The 18,175-nt window shown below is 44.6% G+C and carries 16 protein-coding genes; 4 read left to right on the top strand and 12 right to left on the bottom strand.

Annotated features, from left to right (window positions below):
• Positions 1-120 precede the first annotated feature (120 nt).
• The 11 genes from glmS to prlC form a co-directional block, all read right to left on the bottom strand.
• Complete coding sequence (gene glmS / locus HPC40_RS07245) at positions 121-1,953, bottom strand: glutamine--fructose-6-phosphate transaminase (isomerizing) (protein WP_208118826.1); 1,833 nt, start codon at positions 1,951-1,953, stop codon at positions 121-123.
• A 13-nt stretch (positions 1,954-1,966) separates the two neighbouring features.
• Entirely contained in the window at positions 1,967-2,707 is a 741-nt protein-coding gene (locus tag HPC40_RS07240; protein ID WP_208118825.1) for a DeoR/GlpR family DNA-binding transcription regulator, read from the bottom strand.
• Positions 2,708-2,829: 122 nt separating this feature from the next.
• Positions 2,830-3,105: an HU family DNA-binding protein gene (locus HPC40_RS07235; RefSeq protein ID WP_208118824.1), complete on the bottom strand. Its 276-nt coding sequence runs from the start codon at positions 3,103-3,105 to the stop codon at positions 2,830-2,832.
• Between the two features lie 162 nt (positions 3,106-3,267).
• Positions 3,268-3,855 (bottom strand): YjaG family protein, encoded by a 588-nt coding sequence (locus HPC40_RS07230; RefSeq protein WP_208118823.1) that lies wholly within the window; start codon positions 3,853-3,855, stop codon positions 3,268-3,270.
• A gap of 3 nt (positions 3,856-3,858) precedes the next feature.
• Positions 3,859-4,926: a uroporphyrinogen decarboxylase gene (gene hemE / locus HPC40_RS07225; protein WP_208118822.1), complete on the bottom strand. Its 1,068-nt coding sequence runs from the start codon at positions 4,924-4,926 to the stop codon at positions 3,859-3,861.
• The gene (gene nudC / locus HPC40_RS07220; RefSeq protein WP_208118821.1) at positions 4,907-5,704 is read right to left on the bottom strand and encodes an NAD(+) diphosphatase; all 798 of its coding nucleotides are present in this window, start codon (positions 5,702-5,704) and stop codon (positions 4,907-4,909) included. Before nudC ends, hemE begins: the two co-directional genes overlap by 20 nt.
• A gap of 58 nt (positions 5,705-5,762) precedes the next feature.
• Positions 5,763-7,832, bottom strand: coding sequence for a glycine--tRNA ligase subunit beta (gene glyS, locus HPC40_RS07215; RefSeq protein ID WP_208118820.1), 2,070 nt, complete (start codon positions 7,830-7,832; stop codon positions 5,763-5,765).
• Positions 7,833-7,871: 39 nt separating this feature from the next.
• Complete coding sequence (locus tag HPC40_RS07210) at positions 7,872-8,879, bottom strand: restriction endonuclease (RefSeq protein WP_208118819.1); 1,008 nt, start codon at positions 8,877-8,879, stop codon at positions 7,872-7,874.
• Positions 8,880-8,936: 57 nt separating this feature from the next.
• Positions 8,937-9,854 carry a glycine--tRNA ligase subunit alpha gene (gene glyQ, locus HPC40_RS07205; RefSeq protein ID WP_208118818.1) on the bottom strand — a complete coding sequence of 306 codons (918 nt, stop codon included), beginning with the start codon at positions 9,852-9,854 and terminating at the stop codon, positions 8,937-8,939.
• Positions 9,855-9,972: 118 nt separating this feature from the next.
• On the bottom strand, positions 9,973-10,470 hold the full coding sequence (locus tag HPC40_RS07200) for a YbhB/YbcL family Raf kinase inhibitor-like protein (RefSeq protein WP_208118817.1): 498 nt from the start codon (positions 10,468-10,470) through the stop codon (positions 9,973-9,975).
• Positions 10,471-10,556: 86 nt separating this feature from the next.
• Positions 10,557-12,590 carry an oligopeptidase A gene (gene prlC, locus HPC40_RS07195; protein WP_208118816.1) on the bottom strand — a complete coding sequence of 678 codons (2,034 nt, stop codon included), beginning with the start codon at positions 12,588-12,590 and terminating at the stop codon, positions 10,557-10,559.
• A gap of 132 nt (positions 12,591-12,722) precedes the next feature.
• Here prlC and HPC40_RS07190 point away from each other — a divergent pair, with 132 nt between their 5' ends.
• The 4 genes from HPC40_RS07190 to phoR all read left to right on the top strand — a co-directional run bounded on the left by HPC40_RS07190 (position 12,723) and on the right by phoR (position 17,136).
• The gene (locus HPC40_RS07190; RefSeq protein ID WP_208118815.1) at positions 12,723-13,565 is read left to right on the top strand and encodes a 23S rRNA (adenine(2030)-N(6))-methyltransferase RlmJ; all 843 of its coding nucleotides are present in this window, start codon (positions 12,723-12,725) and stop codon (positions 13,563-13,565) included.
• 107 nt (positions 13,566-13,672) lie between these two features.
• Positions 13,673-15,025 carry a glutathione-disulfide reductase gene (gorA, locus tag HPC40_RS07185; protein ID WP_208118814.1) on the top strand — a complete coding sequence of 451 codons (1,353 nt, stop codon included), beginning with the start codon at positions 13,673-13,675 and terminating at the stop codon, positions 15,023-15,025.
• Positions 15,026-15,220: 195 nt separating this feature from the next.
• Positions 15,221-15,868 (top strand): phosphate regulon transcriptional regulator PhoB, encoded by a 648-nt coding sequence (gene phoB / locus HPC40_RS07180; protein ID WP_235972355.1) that lies wholly within the window; start codon positions 15,221-15,223, stop codon positions 15,866-15,868.
• Positions 15,868-17,136: a phosphate regulon sensor histidine kinase PhoR gene (gene phoR / locus HPC40_RS07175; protein ID WP_208118812.1), complete on the top strand. Its 1,269-nt coding sequence runs from the start codon at positions 15,868-15,870 to the stop codon at positions 17,134-17,136. The genes phoB and phoR overlap by 1 nt, the downstream gene beginning before the upstream one ends.
• A gap of 7 nt (positions 17,137-17,143) precedes the next feature.
• Here the strand turns inward: phoR and hemB are convergent, their stop codons facing one another.
• Positions 17,144-18,163 carry a porphobilinogen synthase gene (gene hemB, locus HPC40_RS07170; protein WP_235972349.1) on the bottom strand — a complete coding sequence of 340 codons (1,020 nt, stop codon included), beginning with the start codon at positions 18,161-18,163 and terminating at the stop codon, positions 17,144-17,146.
• Positions 18,164-18,175: the final 12 nt, after the last annotated feature.

Here is an 18,175-nt window from a genome sequence, read left to right as displayed (position 1 = left end):
CAAGTCTTTTTTGAGAAAAAGATGAAATTTTCTCTTCAATTGATTATTAAACAAACAAATAAGGCCATTTAATAAACAATCTCAAGTGCGGTGACACTTGAGATCGTCATAAAATTAATATTATTCCACTGTGACAGCTTTAGCGAGATTACGTGGCTGATCTACATCTGTACCTTTAATCAAGGCAACATGATAACTTAATAGTTGCATTGGGATAGTGTAATAAATGGGTGCGATCACCTCATCAACCGTTGGCATCGCAATAATTTTCATATCTGCTGTGGATTCAAAGCCTGCCTTTTCATCGGCAAATACATAAAGCTGCCCGCCACGCGCACGAACTTCTTCAATATTGGATTTTAATTTTTCCAACAGGTCATTGTTTGGCGCAACCACCACGACTGGCATATCCGCATCAATCAAGGCTAAAGGGCCATGTTTAAGCTCACCCGCGGCATAGGCTTCAGCGTGAATGTAGGAAATTTCTTTGAGTTTGAGCGCACTTTCTAATGCGATCGGATAATACTCTCCGCGCCCTAAAAATAGTGTATGATGTTTTTCAGCAAAGTCTTCAGAAAGCTGCTCGATCATACTATCAAATGTAAGGGCTTGTTCAATTTTTGCAGGTAAACTTTGCAACGCTTTCACTATACGTTGTTCCTGCGAATCACTCATATGCCCTTTTAACTTACCAACCGCTGCCACAAGTAAAAGTAGGCTGACTAATTGGGTGGTAAAGGCTTTAGTTGATGCAACACCGATTTCAACCCCCGCACGCGTCATAAAGGCTAAATCACTTTCACGAACAAGTGAGGATCCTGGCACATTACAAATGGTCATTGCCGACATGTAGCCTTTTTCTTTTGCTAAGCGTAGTGCGGCTAATGTATCGGCAGTTTCCCCTGATTGAGAAAGGGTGATCAGCAAACTATTTGGGCGGGTAACAAAAGTGCGGTAGCGGAATTCGGAGGCAATTTCCACATCACATCCCACGCCTGCCAAAGATTCAAACCAATAACGTGCAACCATACCGGCATTATAACTGGTTCCACACGCGACAATTTGAATATGCTCCACTTTTGCTAGAATGTCGCGCGCCCCGTTACCAATGCTATCGATGACAACTGAATTGTCTGAAATTCGCCCTTCAAGGGTGTTGATAATTGCTGATGGTTGCTCATAAATCTCTTTTTGCATGTAGTGGCGAAATTTACCTTTATCTGCCGCATCGTTTTCCAAATTAGAATCATGTACTGAACGCTCAACTTTCTCACCATCTGCATTATAAATATCAATAGTGCGTCGTGTAATTTCGGCAATATCGCCCTCTTCAAGGAAAATAAAGCGACGGGTGACGCTGAGCAATGCAAGTTGGTCGGAAGCAAGAAAATTCTCCCCTAAGCCAAGCCCGATAACCAATGGACTACCTGAGCGAGCTGCAATTAGATGTTCTGGCTCATTTTTGTCCATCACCACCATGCCATAGGCTCCTTCAAGCTGCTTGACCGCACTTTGCACCGCACTTAATAAGGAATCACACGTACGGTATTCCCACTCGACCAAGTGTGCAATCACTTCTGTATCCGTTTGGGATTGAAATTCATAACCACGCGCTTGTAAGGCTTTGCGTAATACATCATGGTTTTCAATAATGCCATTATGGACAACAACAATATCCCCCGACACGTGCGGATGCGCATTGCGTTCACTCGGCTCACCATGGGTTGCCCAGCGGGTATGTGCAATGCCCGTACCGCCGACCAATGGATCTTTTGCCACCGCTTCATCTAATGCTTTGACCTTGCCTAAACAACGTACTCGCTGTAAATTATGTTGTAAATCAACTACGGCTAACCCCGCAGAATCATACCCACGGTATTCAAGGCGATGAAGCCCTTCAATTAAAATTTCTGCGACATCACGTTGTGCCACGGCACCTACAATTCCACACATAAAAAATCCTTTATTACATTGCAATAATCAGTTGTACTGCTTTCTGTTCTATTTCTAACCGCACTTTTGCTGGCAGCTCCGCGTCAGTTATCACTATATCAATATGTTGCCAATCCAATTCAAGATTAGGCATTTTACGTCCAAATTTTTCCGCCTGCACGAGCACCACAACGTTTTGTGCCGCCTTTGCCATCACTTGACTTAAACCAACCACTTCATTGAATGTTGTTGTACCGCGCTCATCAATGCCATCCGCACCAATAAAAAGCCAATCAAAATCGTAAGATTGAATCGCTTTTTCGGCAATAGCACCTTGAAATGACTCCGAGCGAAAATCCCACGTGCCGCCCGTCATTAATAAGGTTGGCTCATTGGCAAGATGGCGGATTTGGTTAGCGACATCAAGCGAGTTGGTCATAATCACCAACCCTTTTTTGTATGCTAACGCCTCAATGAGTGCCGCTGTCGTTGATCCAGAATCAATAATAATACGTTGATGATTGCCCACCAACGACGCCGCTGCTTTTGCAATACGCTGTTGTGTTTGCGAAAATTGCAAATGGCGTTCCTGCTCTGGCACTAACTTCGCGCCACCATAGCAGCGCACTAAACGTCCTTGCTGCTCAAGTATGCTGAGATCTTTACGAATAGTCACCTCTGACACACGAAACTGTGCCACCAGCTGCTCTACCTGTACTTTGCCCTGCTGTGCTAGCAGAGAAATAATCTCTTCACGCCGCGCTTTTGCTGTCATTTCAAACCAAAATAAAATTAATTTCGGTTCGAAAGCATAATCGAAATACCATTAAAAGTCAACCGCACTTTGTCGACATAAAAAAACCCTCGCCTAGGCGAGGGCTTTCTATTCTACAAAAATTATTTTTTTACAGCGTCTTTCAATGCTTTACCTGATACGAAAGAAGGAACTTTAGCAGCAGGGATTTTGATTTCTTTACCTGTTTGTGGATTGCGACCAGTACGTGCTTTACGCTCATTCACTTTGAATGTACCAAAGCCGATCAATTGTACTGGCTCACCTTTTTTAAGGCTTTTGGTAACCGCTTCTAAAGTGGCTTCCAAAGCAGCTTTTGCTTGTTTTTTGTTTAACTCAGCAGCTGCCGCAATCGCATCAATTAATTCTGCTTTATTCATAATTAATAACCCTCATTTATTAGTGTTTAAAATAACTTTTGCATCAATTGAATAATCAATTTCGTTGGTTCAAGATCTGTTGATAAAACAGTCCATATAAGATTAATGCAAAGCACTCGATATTAAAAGCATTAAATGCGAGAAATATGCGAGATGTCACATTTAATGGTCAATTTTTATACCAATATTACTTATCCCTTCCAGCCTAAGCTCATTTTTTAAGCTATTTAACAGTTCAAGATCGCGTTCTTCCGCTCCATTCAGGGCACGATAGACCGCCCATTGCACATCTAATTCCTGCTCTATTTCAGCACTATCTTTCAGATCTTGCTCATTTAATGTGCGATTTTGTTCCGCCTCCAATAATTCTGACACCGTTTTGAGCGAAATTTGGCTTACCAAAATTGACTGAGAAAGCATTTCGCCCGAGATCAAGGCATGCAAAAGCTCCGACAATGCTTGCGCTGCATCCACTGCTGGGAACACGCCATATTCATCAAAGTCATTGATATTCGGGATCAAATCTTCAAATTTTTCAAGCTGGCTTTCAAAATTAATTTTTGCCCCTTTTACGGTGAGATACTCCCACACTAAATTGAGCATATTTTGATACACTTTCCCATGCTCTTGCCCATGTAATTGCCAAAATAAGGCAAAATTGGGCTGCATACGCTCGCAAAGTGCGGTCATAAACGCAAGATGTTGCCAGCTTTCAAACCGCTCAAGACGCTTGTGAATCGGATTTCGCATAAATTATCCTTGATGATAAGGTGTTGATAGACGGTGCACAGCATCTACTAAGATTTTTGGACTTTCAACGGGCACATCCTGATGAATGCCATGTCCAAGATTAAACACATGCCCCGAACCATATCCAAAATCGTGCAGAATTTCACTGACCGCACTTTCAATTTTTTCGCTTGAACCATATAACACACTAGGATCTAAATTGCCTTGCAACGCAACTTTATCACCAACGCGCTCACGTGCTTGCGCAATATCGACCGTCCAATCTAGCCCGATGGCATCACAGCCTGTGGCCGCAATGGCTTCCAGCCACAAACCACCGCCTTTAGTAAATAGCGTTACTGGCACACGGCGATTGCGTGCGGTGCGGGTCAGCCCATCAACAATTTTATGCATATATTGTAGCGAAAACGTGCGATAATCACGGTGCGCCAGCACGCCCCCCCATGTATCAAAAATCATCACCGCCTGCGCACCTGCGGCAATTTGTGCATTAAGATAAAGCATGACGCTCTCAGCGAGTTTATCGAGCAGTTGGTGCAACACATGCGGTTCAGCGTAGAGCATGTTTTTGATTTTAGTAAACGCCTTACTTGAACCACCCTCCACCATATACGTTGCCAACGTCCACGGACTCCCTGAAAAGCCAATCAGTGGCACTTGGCCATCTAACGCCTGATAAATCGTACGCACTGCATTCATCACATAGCCCAGTTCCTCTTCAGGATCAGGGATAGGTAAGTTTTGCACATCACGACTTGAGGTAACCGGGTGAGCAAATTTCGGCCCCTCGCCTGCACCAAAACTCAAGCCCAGCCCCATCGCATCAGGGATTGTAAGAATGTCCGAAAATAAAATGGCGGCATCTAAATCATAACGGCGCAGCGGCTGCAAGGTGACTTCACATGCCAGCTCGGCGTTGCGACAAAGAGACATAAAATCGCCTGCTTGCGCGCGGGTTTGTTTATATTCTGGCAAATAACGCCCCGCTTGACGCATCATCCAAATCGGTGTTGCATCAACGGGTTCACGCAATAATGCACGCAAATAACGATCATTTTTTAAGTCTGACATTGTTTGTCCTTATTATTTCTTCTGTCATGGCAATTAAGTGTCGGGCGATAGTGCCAACAGGCGGTAAATGCGGCAAAGTGCGGTCAACATCAAACCACTGGGCATCAGCAAGTTCACTTTGCTGAATAGCAATCTCGCCACTGTCATACTCAGCCAAAAAGCCAAGCATCAACGAATTGGGAAACGCCCACGGCTGGCTACCCACATAGCGAATATTTTTCACCTGAATTGCCGCTTCCTCAAACACTTCACGCGCTACGGCTTGCTCAAGGCTTTCGCCTGGCTCTACAAAACCCGCCAGCACAGTGTACATTTTTTCATCTTTATGGCGCAGGTGGTTGGCGAGCAAAATCTGCTTGCCACGGCGCACCGCCACGATAATACTCGGGCATAAAATCGGGTAAGTATGATGACCGCACTTTGTGCATTCCACCGCACTTTCGTATGGCTGCATGATACGCGTCGGCGCGCCGCACTTGGCACAAAAGCGGTGCGTTTGATAAAAATGATGCAAACTCACGCCACGATTAAGCAGGTTAAACAGCTCTTCATCCCAGCCGAGACAATTACGCAACGAGGTCAATTCAAAAGTGCGGTCGGCACAATCCAGCACCAGAGTAACCTTTTCCCCCTGATATTGCCCAATACACAGCCCTTGCTTGCCCGCAAGATGAAATATTTCAGCCTTGCCGTATGGCAACGCACCTTGTGGCAAATAGAGGCTGGAGCCTTGTGCAATTAGCCAGTAACTACGGTGTTCGGGTGCGATGATGTGCATTGTGTCTCCTAGAAAAAAGCCGCTTTATTTTGCAATAAAACGGCTTCTCTTTGTGCCGTTATTGCAACAGCGAAATATCCGCAATATGCAAGAACAGCGCACGCAAATTAAATAAAATCGCCAAACGATTGTTGCGCAGTTTGTTGTCTTCGCAGTTAACCATCACGCTTTCAAAAAACGCGTCCACACTCTCTTGCAAGCCACTGAGTTGCTCTAACGCACGTTGATAATCACTGTTATCAAACAGTGGCTGCAATTCAGCATTTAAACGCAACACATTGTCTGCCAACGCTTTTTCAGCCTCTTCCACACATAAAGTGCGGTCAATATGGCTTGGCATCTCACCATCAACTTTGGCTAAAATGTTAGACACACGCTTGTTCGCTGCGGCTAATGCTTGTGCCTGTGGCAAGGTTCGGAAATGCGAAACCGCCTTCACGCGGGCATCAAAATCCGCAGGGCGGGTTGGACGACGCGCCAGCACCGCTTGAATCACGTCAATGCTAAAGCCTTCGTCTTGATACCACGCACGGAAACGCCCGAGCATGAAATCCACCACGTCAGCCACCACGTTTTTATTGCTCAGTTTATCCCCATAGAGCGCAACCGCACTTTCCACTAAAGTTTGCAAATCCAGCGGCAGGTTTTTCTCCACAATAATACGCAGTACGCCAAGTGCAGCACGACGCAACGCAAACGGGTCTTTATCCCCTTTCGGATGCTGACCAATGCCGAAAATACCCGTGAGCGTGTCGATTTTATCCGCCAATGCCACACAGCAGGCAACCGCACTTTGCGGCAGCTCATCACCTGCAAAACGTGGCATATATTGCTCGTTGAGTGCAACCGCAACATCTTCGTCTTCACCATCATGGCGAGCATAGTGCATGCCCATCACGCCTTGCGTGTCGGTGAATTCAAACACCATATTGGTCATCAAATCACATTTTGACAGTAAGCCTGCACGCTCTGCTTTGGTTTTGTCGGCACCAATTTGTTCTGCAATGATGCCGCTAAGTTTTTCAATGCGTGCGGTTTTGTCAAACAACGTGCCTAACTGCTGTTGGAACAAGACGGTTTTTAAGCGTGGCAAATTATCTTCTAAACGCTGTTTCAAATCGGTTTTGAAGAAAAACTCGGCGTCGGACAAACGTGGGCGCACCACTTTTTCATTACCTTCAATGATCTTGCTCGGATCGTCAGGATTGATGTTAGAAACAAAGATAAAGTGCGGTAGCAATTTGCCATTGTTATCATAAATCGGGAAGTATTTTTGATCACCTTTCATGGTGTAAACCAACGCTTCCGCTGGCACCGCTAAAAATCGCTCTTCAAATTTAGCGGTCAGCACCACTGGGTATTCCACCAAAGAGGCGACTTCATCGAGCAAATCCTCGTCAATATCTGCCACACCACCGAGCTGTGCGGCAGCGTTTTCTGCGTCTTGGCGAATTTTGTTTTTACGCGCTGCAAAATCCGCCACCACCATGCCCTTTTCCAGTAAAATGGCAGGATATTGATCAGCATTATTAATTTGCAATTCAGGCTCGCCCATAAAGCGATGACCACGCAAAGTGCGGTCGGATTTTACACCTAAAATTTCGCCTGTAATCAACTCATCACCAAACAACATGGTCACGGTGTGTACAGGGCGGATGAATTGCACGGTTTTATCCCCCCAACGCATCGGTTTCGGGATTGGCAATTTCGCCAGTGCATTGGCTACCATATCCGCCAACAGGGCTTTGGTTTGCTTGCCCGCTTCCACCGTGCGATAAAACAACCACTCGCCTTTGTCGGTTTTTAGCCGCTCAGCTTGATCAATCTCAATGCCACAACCGCGCGCCCAGCCGAGTGCCGCTTTGGTCGGCTTGCCGTCAGCATCAAAGGCGGCAGCCACCGCCGGCCCGCGTTTTTCAATCTCTTTGCTCGGCTGCTGGGTTAAAAGTGCGGTCACCTTCACCGCCAAACGGCGTGGCGCAGCAAACCAGTCCACTTTTTCAAAACTCAACCCCGCTTGTGCAAGCTCCGCCTTAACATTCTCCGCAAACGCCAATCCTAACGATTTCAACGCCTTCGGTGGCAACTCTTCCGTGCCGATTTCAACTAAAAAATTTTGTGTTGTCATTGTAATAAACTCATTATTCAATTTTAATACTGTATGTGATTATATTGGAAAATATGTCATTTTTAGTGGAACTAGCTGTTTTATTGTATAATCCACTTGATCATAATTTTGTATGAGTGCTTTAGCTAACTCATCTAATGACCAAAGTGCCAATGGAATTTTTGCTCTATCCGCTTCATATCTAGCTTCTCTAGTAAAGCCTCCTGTACTTACATAAAGACCACTATCTCCCGAATGTCTACCACCTAAAAAACTTCGTATTTCTTGACTTCCCATAGTCGATACTCTATGTTTTACTTCCACAATAATACGAGGATGTTCAAACCCAAATCCATCTGGTGAAGCAACAATATCTCTTCCTCTATCTGAACCAGATAGAGAAATTTGGGTTTTATACCCCATTGCCCGTAATACACCTGCAACCAGTTCTTGCATTTCCTTCCAATCTAATTGGTTTATAAGATCTTTAATTTTTTCAAATGCTTTTAATTCAAGATCTTTAAAAATATTCTCTTCAAAAATCTGCTCTGTATCATCTTGATGAGGAACTTTCTTAGATGGTTCTTGATGTAATACTCTTATTAACTCTTCACTCGCATTTTCGGGTAATTCAAAAACGGTTAATATGCTCCCTAAAGAATTACGAGTTGCCTGAGTAAGGCTATCCCTAAAAATTTCTTTTTCTTGCCAAATAACCTGTTTAGAGATACTTAAATTATCTTCTTTCCACTCTTCTGTATACTTAGTTGAACCATTTACTTTTCCTAACAAATAAGTCCTATTAACTGGAGAGTAAGTCACAACCCAAGTCCCGATTTGAATATCATTGACAAAACGAAATACTTGAGACACATCACTTACTTTCTTTTTTGTTTTGGTATTTGGTTCTATTTGATTATAATATTCCAATAATTCTTCTCTATTTGCCCCCATTATCGCTTTTTCCGCAAGAAGTTCCCAACCAATACCTACCACGGAATTATCTTTAAAAAAATCATATAGATTTCCACCATCACTTCTGACCATCCAAACCTTAGGTACCGACATACATTCATCCTATTGATCTTATCTATTGAAGAATAAATCTTACTTTTATCAAAAATATTATGATATTTTATTTCCACACATCGGGAACCCTAACGCTTCGCGGCTGGCGTAGTAGGCTTCGGCGACACCTTTGGTCAGCGTGCGGATGCGGAGGATGTAGCGTTGGCGTTCGGTTACGGAAATCGCTTTGCGGGCATCGAGCAAGTTGAAGCTGTGAGCTGCTTTTAAAATGCGTTCATACGCGGGCAGAGGCAGCGGCTTTTCCAGCTCCAGCAGGGCTTTGGCTTCTTTTTCGTATTGTTCAAAGCAGTGGAAAAGGAAATCGGTGTCGGCATATTCAAAATTGTAGGTGGACTGCTCCACTTCGTTTTGGTGGAACACATCACCGTAGGTGGTTTTGCCTAGCACGCCATCAGACCACACCAAATCATAGACGCTGTCCACCCCTTGAATATACATCGCCAAGCGTTCAAGCCCGTAGGTGATTTCGCCCGTGACAGGCTTACATTCCAAGCCGCCAACTTGTTGGAAGTAGGTAAATTGGGTTACTTCCATGCCATTTAGCCACACTTCCCAGCCCAAGCCCCATGCACCCAAGGTTGGGTTTTCCCAGTTGTCTTCCACAAAACGGATGTCGTTTTGGGTTGGGTCAAAACCGAGCATTTTCAGAGAGCCAAGATACAACTCTTGAATGTTATCAGGAGACGGTTTAAGCACCACTTGGAATTGATAATAGTGCTGCAAACGGTTTGGGTTTTCGCCGTAGCGACCATCGGTTGGGCGACGTGATGGCTGCACATACGCACTCGCCATCGGCTCAGGACCAAGTGCACGCAAGCAGGTCATTGGATGCGAAGTACCCGCCCCTACTTCCATATCTAATGGCTGCACAATAGTGCATCCCAATTCGCCCCAATAGTCTTGTAGGGCTAAAATCATTCCTTGAAAAGTTTTTACATTAAATTTGCTGTTCATTCGATTTGTATCTCGTTCGATCTTAGATGAAATAAAATTAGGATATTATACTGTGAAATGGCGGGAAATAATACGTTTTATCACAAAAAAACAGCCCCGAGTGGGGCTGCTGTGAATTTTAGGCATCGTAGGTGCCAACAAGATAGGCTTGTGCGAGAATATGCCCTTGCATCGCAAAATGTAACTCGTTGTAATAAAATCCTGCATTAAGATCCAATTCACAATCAAGCGCATAGACATAAAGCTCGTAGCGATGCGCTTTGTCGGGCGGTGCCATGCCGCCGTAGCAGGCACAATGTAGGCGATCTTGCCCTGCAATAAGCCCCGACCAACTGTTGGTGCCTTGTATATAATCAGTGGCGGATGTGCTGTCATTTTCGCCCAATTCATCACGCTTAATATTCGCTGCGAGCCAATGAATCCAGCTGTAACCGCACACAGGCACCGCATCTTTATCTTCTAACACAATGGCGAATGATTTGGTGCCCGCTGGTGCATCGCTAATCTTTAAAGGCAATGAACAGGTCGGCATACCAAACTCACTGATAAGTGCGCCGCGCTTGCCGTATTTGTCATCAATCACACCGTTTATGATACCCGAGCTTGTTACTTTCATACACGCCTCCTTATTTATAATAGGGTTCTTGTGCATTATAACGTATTGAAATCAAAAACAAAAGTTCGGTCAAACCGCACTTTACTCTAATTAATTCCTTTGTGGCGCAATAGCGCATCCAGTTTTGGCTCTCGCCCCCTAAAGCGTTTAAAGAGAGCCATTGGCGGCTCACTACCACCACGGCTTAAGATATGATCCAAAAACGCTTTGCCTGTTTCAGGGTTGAAGATACCTTGCTCTTCAAACAATGAAAACGCATCGGCGGAGAGGACTTCTGCCCAGAGATAGCTGTAATAGCCCGCTGAATAGCCGCCTGCAAAGATATGGCTAAATGAATGCGCAGGGCGTGTCCAATCCAGTGGCTTAAATACCGACACTTGATTGCGCACCGCACTCAACGTTTCTGGCACTTGCGCACCTTTTTTCGGGTCAAAATGGTAGTGCAATGAAAAATCAAATAAACCGAATTCAAGCTGACGCAACACAAACATCGCTGCTTGATAATTTTTAGCCTTCAGCAACTGTTCAAGTTTGTCAGCTGGCAGCGGCTCACCCGTTTGATAATGCCCTGAAATGAAATCTAAGGCTTCTTTTTCCCAACACCAATTTTCCATAAACTGACTTGGCAGTTCAACCGCATCCCACGGCACGCCATTAATGCCCGCCACACCGCTAACATCAATGAGGGTAAGCATATGGTGCAAGCCGTGTCCAAACTCATGGAACAATGTGGTTACTTCATCGTGGGTAAATAGCGCAGGCTTATCACCAATTGGCTTATTAAAATTGCACACCAAATACGCAACAGGTTTTTGCAAACGATCACCTACTCGCTTACGTCCAATGCAGTCATCCATCCACGCTCCGCCACGTTTATGCGCTCTGGCATAAAGATCAAGATAAAAACTGCCGCGTCGCTCACCTGTGTGGTCTAAAATATCAAAAAACCGCACATTATCATCCCACACGTCCACATCAAACCGCTCTTTCACGCAAATGCCATAGATGCGTTTAACCACTTCAAATAAGCCACTTAGCACACGATCTTCAGGGAAATAAGGGCGCAGTTCTTCGTCGTTGATCGCAAAAAGATGTTGCTTTTGTTTTTCGCTGTAAAAGGCAATGTCCCACGGTGAAAGTGCGGTTACGCCATAGTGTTCACGGCAAAATTGTTCTAATTCTGCCCGCTCTTTTTCGCCTTGGGCTTTGGCACGCGTGGCGAGATCGTTTAAGAAATTCATCACTTGCTCAGGGCTTTCTGCCATTTTTGTGGCAAGAGAATAATCAGCGTATGTATTAAAACCAAGCAATTGTGCTAGCTCAAAACGTAACTGCATAATCTCTTCAATAATGGCACTGTTATCCCATTTGCCGGCATTTGGACCTTGATCGGAGGCACGGGTACTGTAAGCACGATAGAGTGTTTCGCGCAAAGTGCGGTTCTCACAATAGGTCATTACAGGCAGATAACTTGGAATTTCAAGTGTAAAACGCCAGCCGTCTTTTTCCACCGCTTTCGTGGCTTCGCGCGCTGCTTGCAACGCAGATTCTGGTAATCCTTTTAGCTCATTTTCATCAGTAATGATAATGTCCCATCCCATCGTAGCGTCAAGTACATTATTGCTAAACTGTGAGCTCAATTCAGATAAGCGAGCAACAATTTCGCCGTAGCGTTGTTGCTTGTCTTTTTCAAGCCCGATGCCTGATAGTGTAAAATCCAATAAGGTATCATCGATTGCTTTGCGTTGTGCCACATCCAGTGTTGCGTACTCATCACTTTGTTGAAGCTGGCGATACGCCGCATAAAGCCCTTTATGTTGCCCAGCCCATGTGCTGTATTCCGATAACAAGGGTAAGCAGGCTTGATAGGCTTCACGCAGTTCAGGGCTATTTTTCACAGCATTGAGATGGCTTATCGGCGACCAAACGCGCCCCAAACGATCGCCTGCTTGACTGACCGTTTGATAGAGGTTTTCAAAGGTAAAGTGCGGTTGTTTTAACACCGCTTCAATGGTATTTCGACACTCTTGAATGCACTGCTCTACCGCAGGCACAACGTGTTCTGGTTTAATTTTTGAAAACGGTGGTAAACCGTCAAGTTGTAATAACGGATTTGACATAGGTTATCCTTTTTTGGTGATTTGCCTATTAGATTAGGCAAATCATAGAGAAATTCAAGGGCTGATGGATTTTTCGGATCAAAAAAAGACAAAAGTGCGGTACACTTAAGCAAATTCACATAAGGATTATCTATGTTAAGTTATCGTCACAGTTTTCATGCGGGCAACCATGCCGATGTGTTAAAACACACTGTCGTTGTTGCCATTTTGCGTGCGCTACAACAAAAAGAAAAAGGGTTTTTCTATCTCGATACCCATGCGGGTGTGGGGCGTTACAGCCTGCAATCCAAAGAATCGGAAAAAACGGCAGAATATCTCGATGGCATTGCTAAACTTTGGTCAACCGACGAAATGCCTGCGATGGTGAGCGATTATGTGAAGCAAATTAAAGCCACCAATGGCGACGGATCGCTACGCTATTATGCTGGCTCTCCGCTCATCACTGCCAATTTGTTACGCCCTCAAGACAGTGCCTTGCTCTGTGAGCTTCATCCTAGCGATTTCCCATTGCTGAAACGCACGCTACAACCGTTTTCAAATGTCAAATGCTGGCGTGGAAACGGCTATCAACAACTTAAAGCAGCACTCCCGCCACCTACTCGCCGCGGGCTGATTTTAATGGATCCATCTTATGAACTCAAAACCGATTATGAGCACGTTGTAACCGCACTTTTAGAGGGATATAAACGATTTGCCACGGGAATTTATGCCATTTGGTATCCCGTTGTGCTGCGTACGCATATCAAGCGGATGAGGCGCGCACTTGAGCAGACGGGCATCAAAAAAATCCTGCAAATTGAACTTGCCATACGCCCTGATAGCAGCCAACGAGGCATGACAGCCAGCGGCATGATTGTGGTTAATCCACCTTGGACACTGGAAGCGCAAATGCGCGAGGCATTACCATTTTTAGTGCAAACACTCTGTCCAGACACAGGAAGCTGGAGTCTCGAGTGGCTTGCGGGTGAAACGTAAAGTGCGGTTAGATTGTTGATAACAATTAAAACAATCATTAATTTCGAATGGTATTTATGCCAAAATGTCGGCACAATACTAACAACGTAAATAAAAAAGGATCTGTTATGACTAAACATTATGATTATATCGCGATCGGGGGCGGTAGCGGTGGCATTGCATCAATCAATCGCGCCGCAAGCTATGGCAAAAAATGCGCCATTATTGAAGCCAAAGCACTAGGTGGAACCTGTGTCAATGTGGGTTGCGTACCGAAAAAAGTGATGTGGTATGGCGCACAAATTGCCGAAGCAATCAATTTATATGCGCCTGACTACGGTTTTGACTTAGTGAATAATGGCTTTAACTTTAAAAAGTTAGTCGAAAGCCGCCAAGCCTACATCGGACGCATTCATCAATCTTACGAACGCGTACTTGGCAATAACAACGTGGATGTGATCAACGGTTTTGCCAAATTTATCGATAACCGCACTTTAGAGGTCAATGGCGAAAAAATTACCGCCGATCATATTTTAATTGCCACAGGCGGTCGCCCGTCCATGCCAAATGTGGAGGGCGCAGAATTAGGTATTAATTCGGACGGTGTATTTGCCCTTGAAACATTACCAAACCGTGTTGCGGTGGTGGGCGCAGGTTATATCGCCGTAGAATTGGCAGGTGTGTTACATAACTTAGGAGTGGACACGCACCTATTTGTACGCAAACACGCACCGTTGCGCAATTTCGACCCTTTAATCGTGGACACTTTAGTCGAGGTTATTGAAGCCGAAGGTCCAACACTACACAAAAATGCCACACCCAAAGCCATACGCAAAAATAACGATGGTAGCTTAACATTAGAGCTTGAAAGCGGTGAAAAACACATCGTTGACTGTGTCGTGTGGGCAATTGGTCGCGTTCCTGCCACCGATAATTTAAACCTTGCCGCAGCGGGTGTGAAAACCAATGAGCGTGGTTATATTGAGGTGGATAAATTCCAAAATACCAACGTAAAAGGCATCTATGCTGTGGGCGACAACACGGGTGCAATTGAACTCACGCCGGTGGCAGTGGCAGCTGGTCGTCGCTTATCTGAACGTTTATTCAACAATAAACCAAACGAACATTTGGACTATAATCTCGTGCCAACCGTAGTGTTTAGCCATCCTCCAATCGGCACAGTGGGCTTGACCGAGCCACAAGCAAAAGCACAATACGGTGAAGAGAACGTGAAAGTCTATACCTCTTCGTTTACTGCGATGTACACCGCTGTGACCCAACACCGCCAGCCTTGCCGTATGAAATTAGTGTGCGCAGGTCCTGATGAAAAAATAGTGGGCTTACATGGCATTGGTTTTGGTGTTGATGAAATGATTCAGGGCTTTGCTGTTGCAATCAAAATGGGAGCGACGAAAGCAGACTTTGATAATACCGTCGCTATCCACCCAACAGGCTCTGAAGAGTTTGTCACAATGCGTTAACTTCATCGCTAAAAAAGCAAAGTGCGGTCTGACCGCACTTTTTTATTCTCATTTCCATACCGCTATCACAGATTTGTCATTGTGCTCTTGAGTGTGCTGTACACTTTTTATATAGTAACTGCAAACAAATGCGTGAAAGGAGGCTGTGTGGCAACTCACATACTCATCGTCGAAGACGAGCTTGCCATTCGTGAGATGATAGCATTAGTGCTGTCTCAGCAGGGTTACCATGTGAGCCAAGCGCGTGACTATCAACACGCACAACAACGATTAGTCGATAACCCTGATTTAATTTTGCTCGATTGGATGCTACCAGGACGTTCTGGCTTGCAATTTCTGCAATATCTCAAGCAACATATTGATTATGCTTCGATTCCAGTGATTATGCTAACAGCCAAAATTGATGAAGCAGATTGCATCGCAGGGCTAAATACGGGAGCAGATGATTATATCACGAAGCCCTTTTCCCCAAAAACGTTGCTCGCACGCTTAAATGCCGTGTTGCGCCGTGCTGGTATTACCCAACATCAGCCACAACTTAACATTGATGGACTGACTGTTAACATTGATAGCCATCGCATTCATTACCAACAGCATGAAATTCATTTAAGTACGACAGAATTTAAATTACTTTGCTATTTTATGACGCATCCCGAAAAGGTGCACAGTCGCGAAAAATTGCTCGATCGGGTATGGGGCAACGATATTTATGTGGAAGATCGCACTGTCGATGTCTATGTTCGCCGCTTACGCAAAAATCTTGAACCCTATGGTTTTCACCGTTACATTCAGACGGTGCGTAGTGCAGGTTACCGCTTTTCTAAACCGTGTGAGAATCTGTAATGTTAATTAATTTCAGCATTGAGCTACTACTAACTGCGGTGTTAGCCTTCATTTTTCAATACTTTGCAGGTCACTTTTGGATATGGTTCACGTGCTTCTTGATGCTCGTCTTATTGTTCCACCACTATAACGAAAACAATTTACTCAAATGGCTGCATAAAGCGGACCTTAATAAAAAGCATTATATGGGTATTTGGGATACGCTATCGCAAACCATTGCCTATCAAAAAAGGCGCACTCGCAAAGAACGTATCAAAACGCTACGAATACTCTCTCGTTTAAACAAACACATCAAATTTTTACCTGATGGTGTCATCATTTGCCAACATAACGGCACCATTTTATGGTGCAATATCGCCGCGCAAGAACTGTTTGGCTTTTATTGGCATAAAAAAGTACACAAAAATATTTTTAATGTCATTTTTTACCCTGAATTCAAAGCCTATGTCGAAAATACACAGCATAGTGCACCGTTGATATTAATGCCAAACAATGAGCAGTACATTGAAATATCCAAAGGCGACTATGACGAAGCATTAACCATTTTTATCGCGCGAGACATTACCCAGATGATTAAACTTCTCCATGCTCGCCAACTTTTTCTTGCTAACTTCAATCATGAATTACGTACCCCACTGACCGTGCTACAAGGCTATTTAGAACTACTACAAGATAATAATATTGCGCCAGAGGTACATCAGCGCACGATTGACATTATGCGTCAACAAGTGGCTCGTATGGAAAGTTTGCTCAATCAGCTCACTTTACTAGTTAAAATTGAGACATCGGCGAATCATGAACATCAAAGTGCGGTCAATGTGAGTGAGATTGTACGGCAAGTGCAAAAAGAAGCCCAAGTATTATCTCAAAATACATTAGCTATTAGCACGGTTCTAGATGACGATCTGTGGATAAAAGGCAACCATGTTGAAATAACAAATTTAATCAGCAATTTAATTTTTAATGCAGTAAAACATGCCCACGCTACCCAGCTGAATATCAAATGGCAACGTAGCGAAAAGGGAGCCTATTTTGCCGTGCAAGATAACGGCATTGGTATTGCCAAACATCACATTCCGCACTTAACAGAGCGATTTTATCGCATAGATGAGGGACGCACCGCACAAGGTAGCGGCATTGGACTGGCTATTGCCAAGCATGTATTAATTCATCTCAATAGCCAGTTACATATTGAAAGTGCGGTTGGTGAAGGAAGCCTCTTTTCCTTTACTGTGGATGATGAATTTCTTCTCCCGCCACCACACTAAAGTCAACCTAATCGCGTTCTAAGCGCAACCACTGCGCCACTTTTTTCGCATAGTAGGTTAAAATACCGTCCGCCCCAGCACGTTTGAAGCACAGTAACGACTCCAAAATGCTCTCTTTTTCTGCCAACCAGCCATTATCAATGGCGGCTTGTAACATGGCATACTCCCCTGAGACTTGATAAGCAAAGGTTGGCACCCCAAATTGCTGCTTCACACGATATACTAAATCTAAATATGGCAAGCCTGGTTTCACCATGACCATATCTGCACCCTCTTGCAAGTCTAGCGCCACTTCACGCAGACCTTCGTCGCTGTTGGCAGGATCAAGCTGATATGTCTTTTTATTACCACCTTTAAGATTGCTACTCGAGCCTACCGCATCTCGAAATGGGCCATAAAAACACGACGCATATTTTGCTGAATACGCCATAATTTGCGTATGCACAAAACGATGTTGCTCAAGTGCGATCCGAATTTCGCCAATACGACCATCCATCATATCGCTAGGAGCGACAATATCTGCCCCCGCTTCTGCATGAGAGAGGGCTTGTTTCACCAAAATCTCGGTGGTGATGTCATTAAGCACATAGCCCTCATCATCAATAATGCCATCTTGCCCATGCGTAGTGAAAGGATCGAGTGCAACATCCGTCAACACACCTAAACTCGGACATTGTGCTTTTAATGCACGCACCGCACGTTGCACCAACCCTTGCGGATTATAAGCCTCTTCCGCCAATAAGGATTTTTTATCTTGTTCAATTACAGGGAAAAGTGCAATCACTGGCACACCAAGATCAACAAGCTCTTGTGCTTCCATGACCAGTTGATCAAGTGTTAAACGCTCTACACCTGGCATTGACGGCACCGCCTGACGCTGATTTTCGCCTTCCATAATAAATACGGGATAAATCAAATCATTAACCGAAAGCTGATGTTCAGCCACTAACCGACGACTAAAATCGTGTCGACGCAAACGACGCATTCTCCCCTGTGGAAACGGTGCAAAAGGCATTTGAATATTCATACTGAGTCCTTA

Origin of the sequence: Spirabiliibacterium falconis, from assembly GCF_014885015.1 — a bacterium.
GTDB classification, from domain to species: domain Bacteria; phylum Pseudomonadota; class Gammaproteobacteria; order Enterobacterales; family Pasteurellaceae; genus Spirabiliibacterium; species Spirabiliibacterium falconis.
Note: the sequence above shows the minus strand (reverse complement) of the source record. Positions and strands in the feature narration are given on the sequence as shown.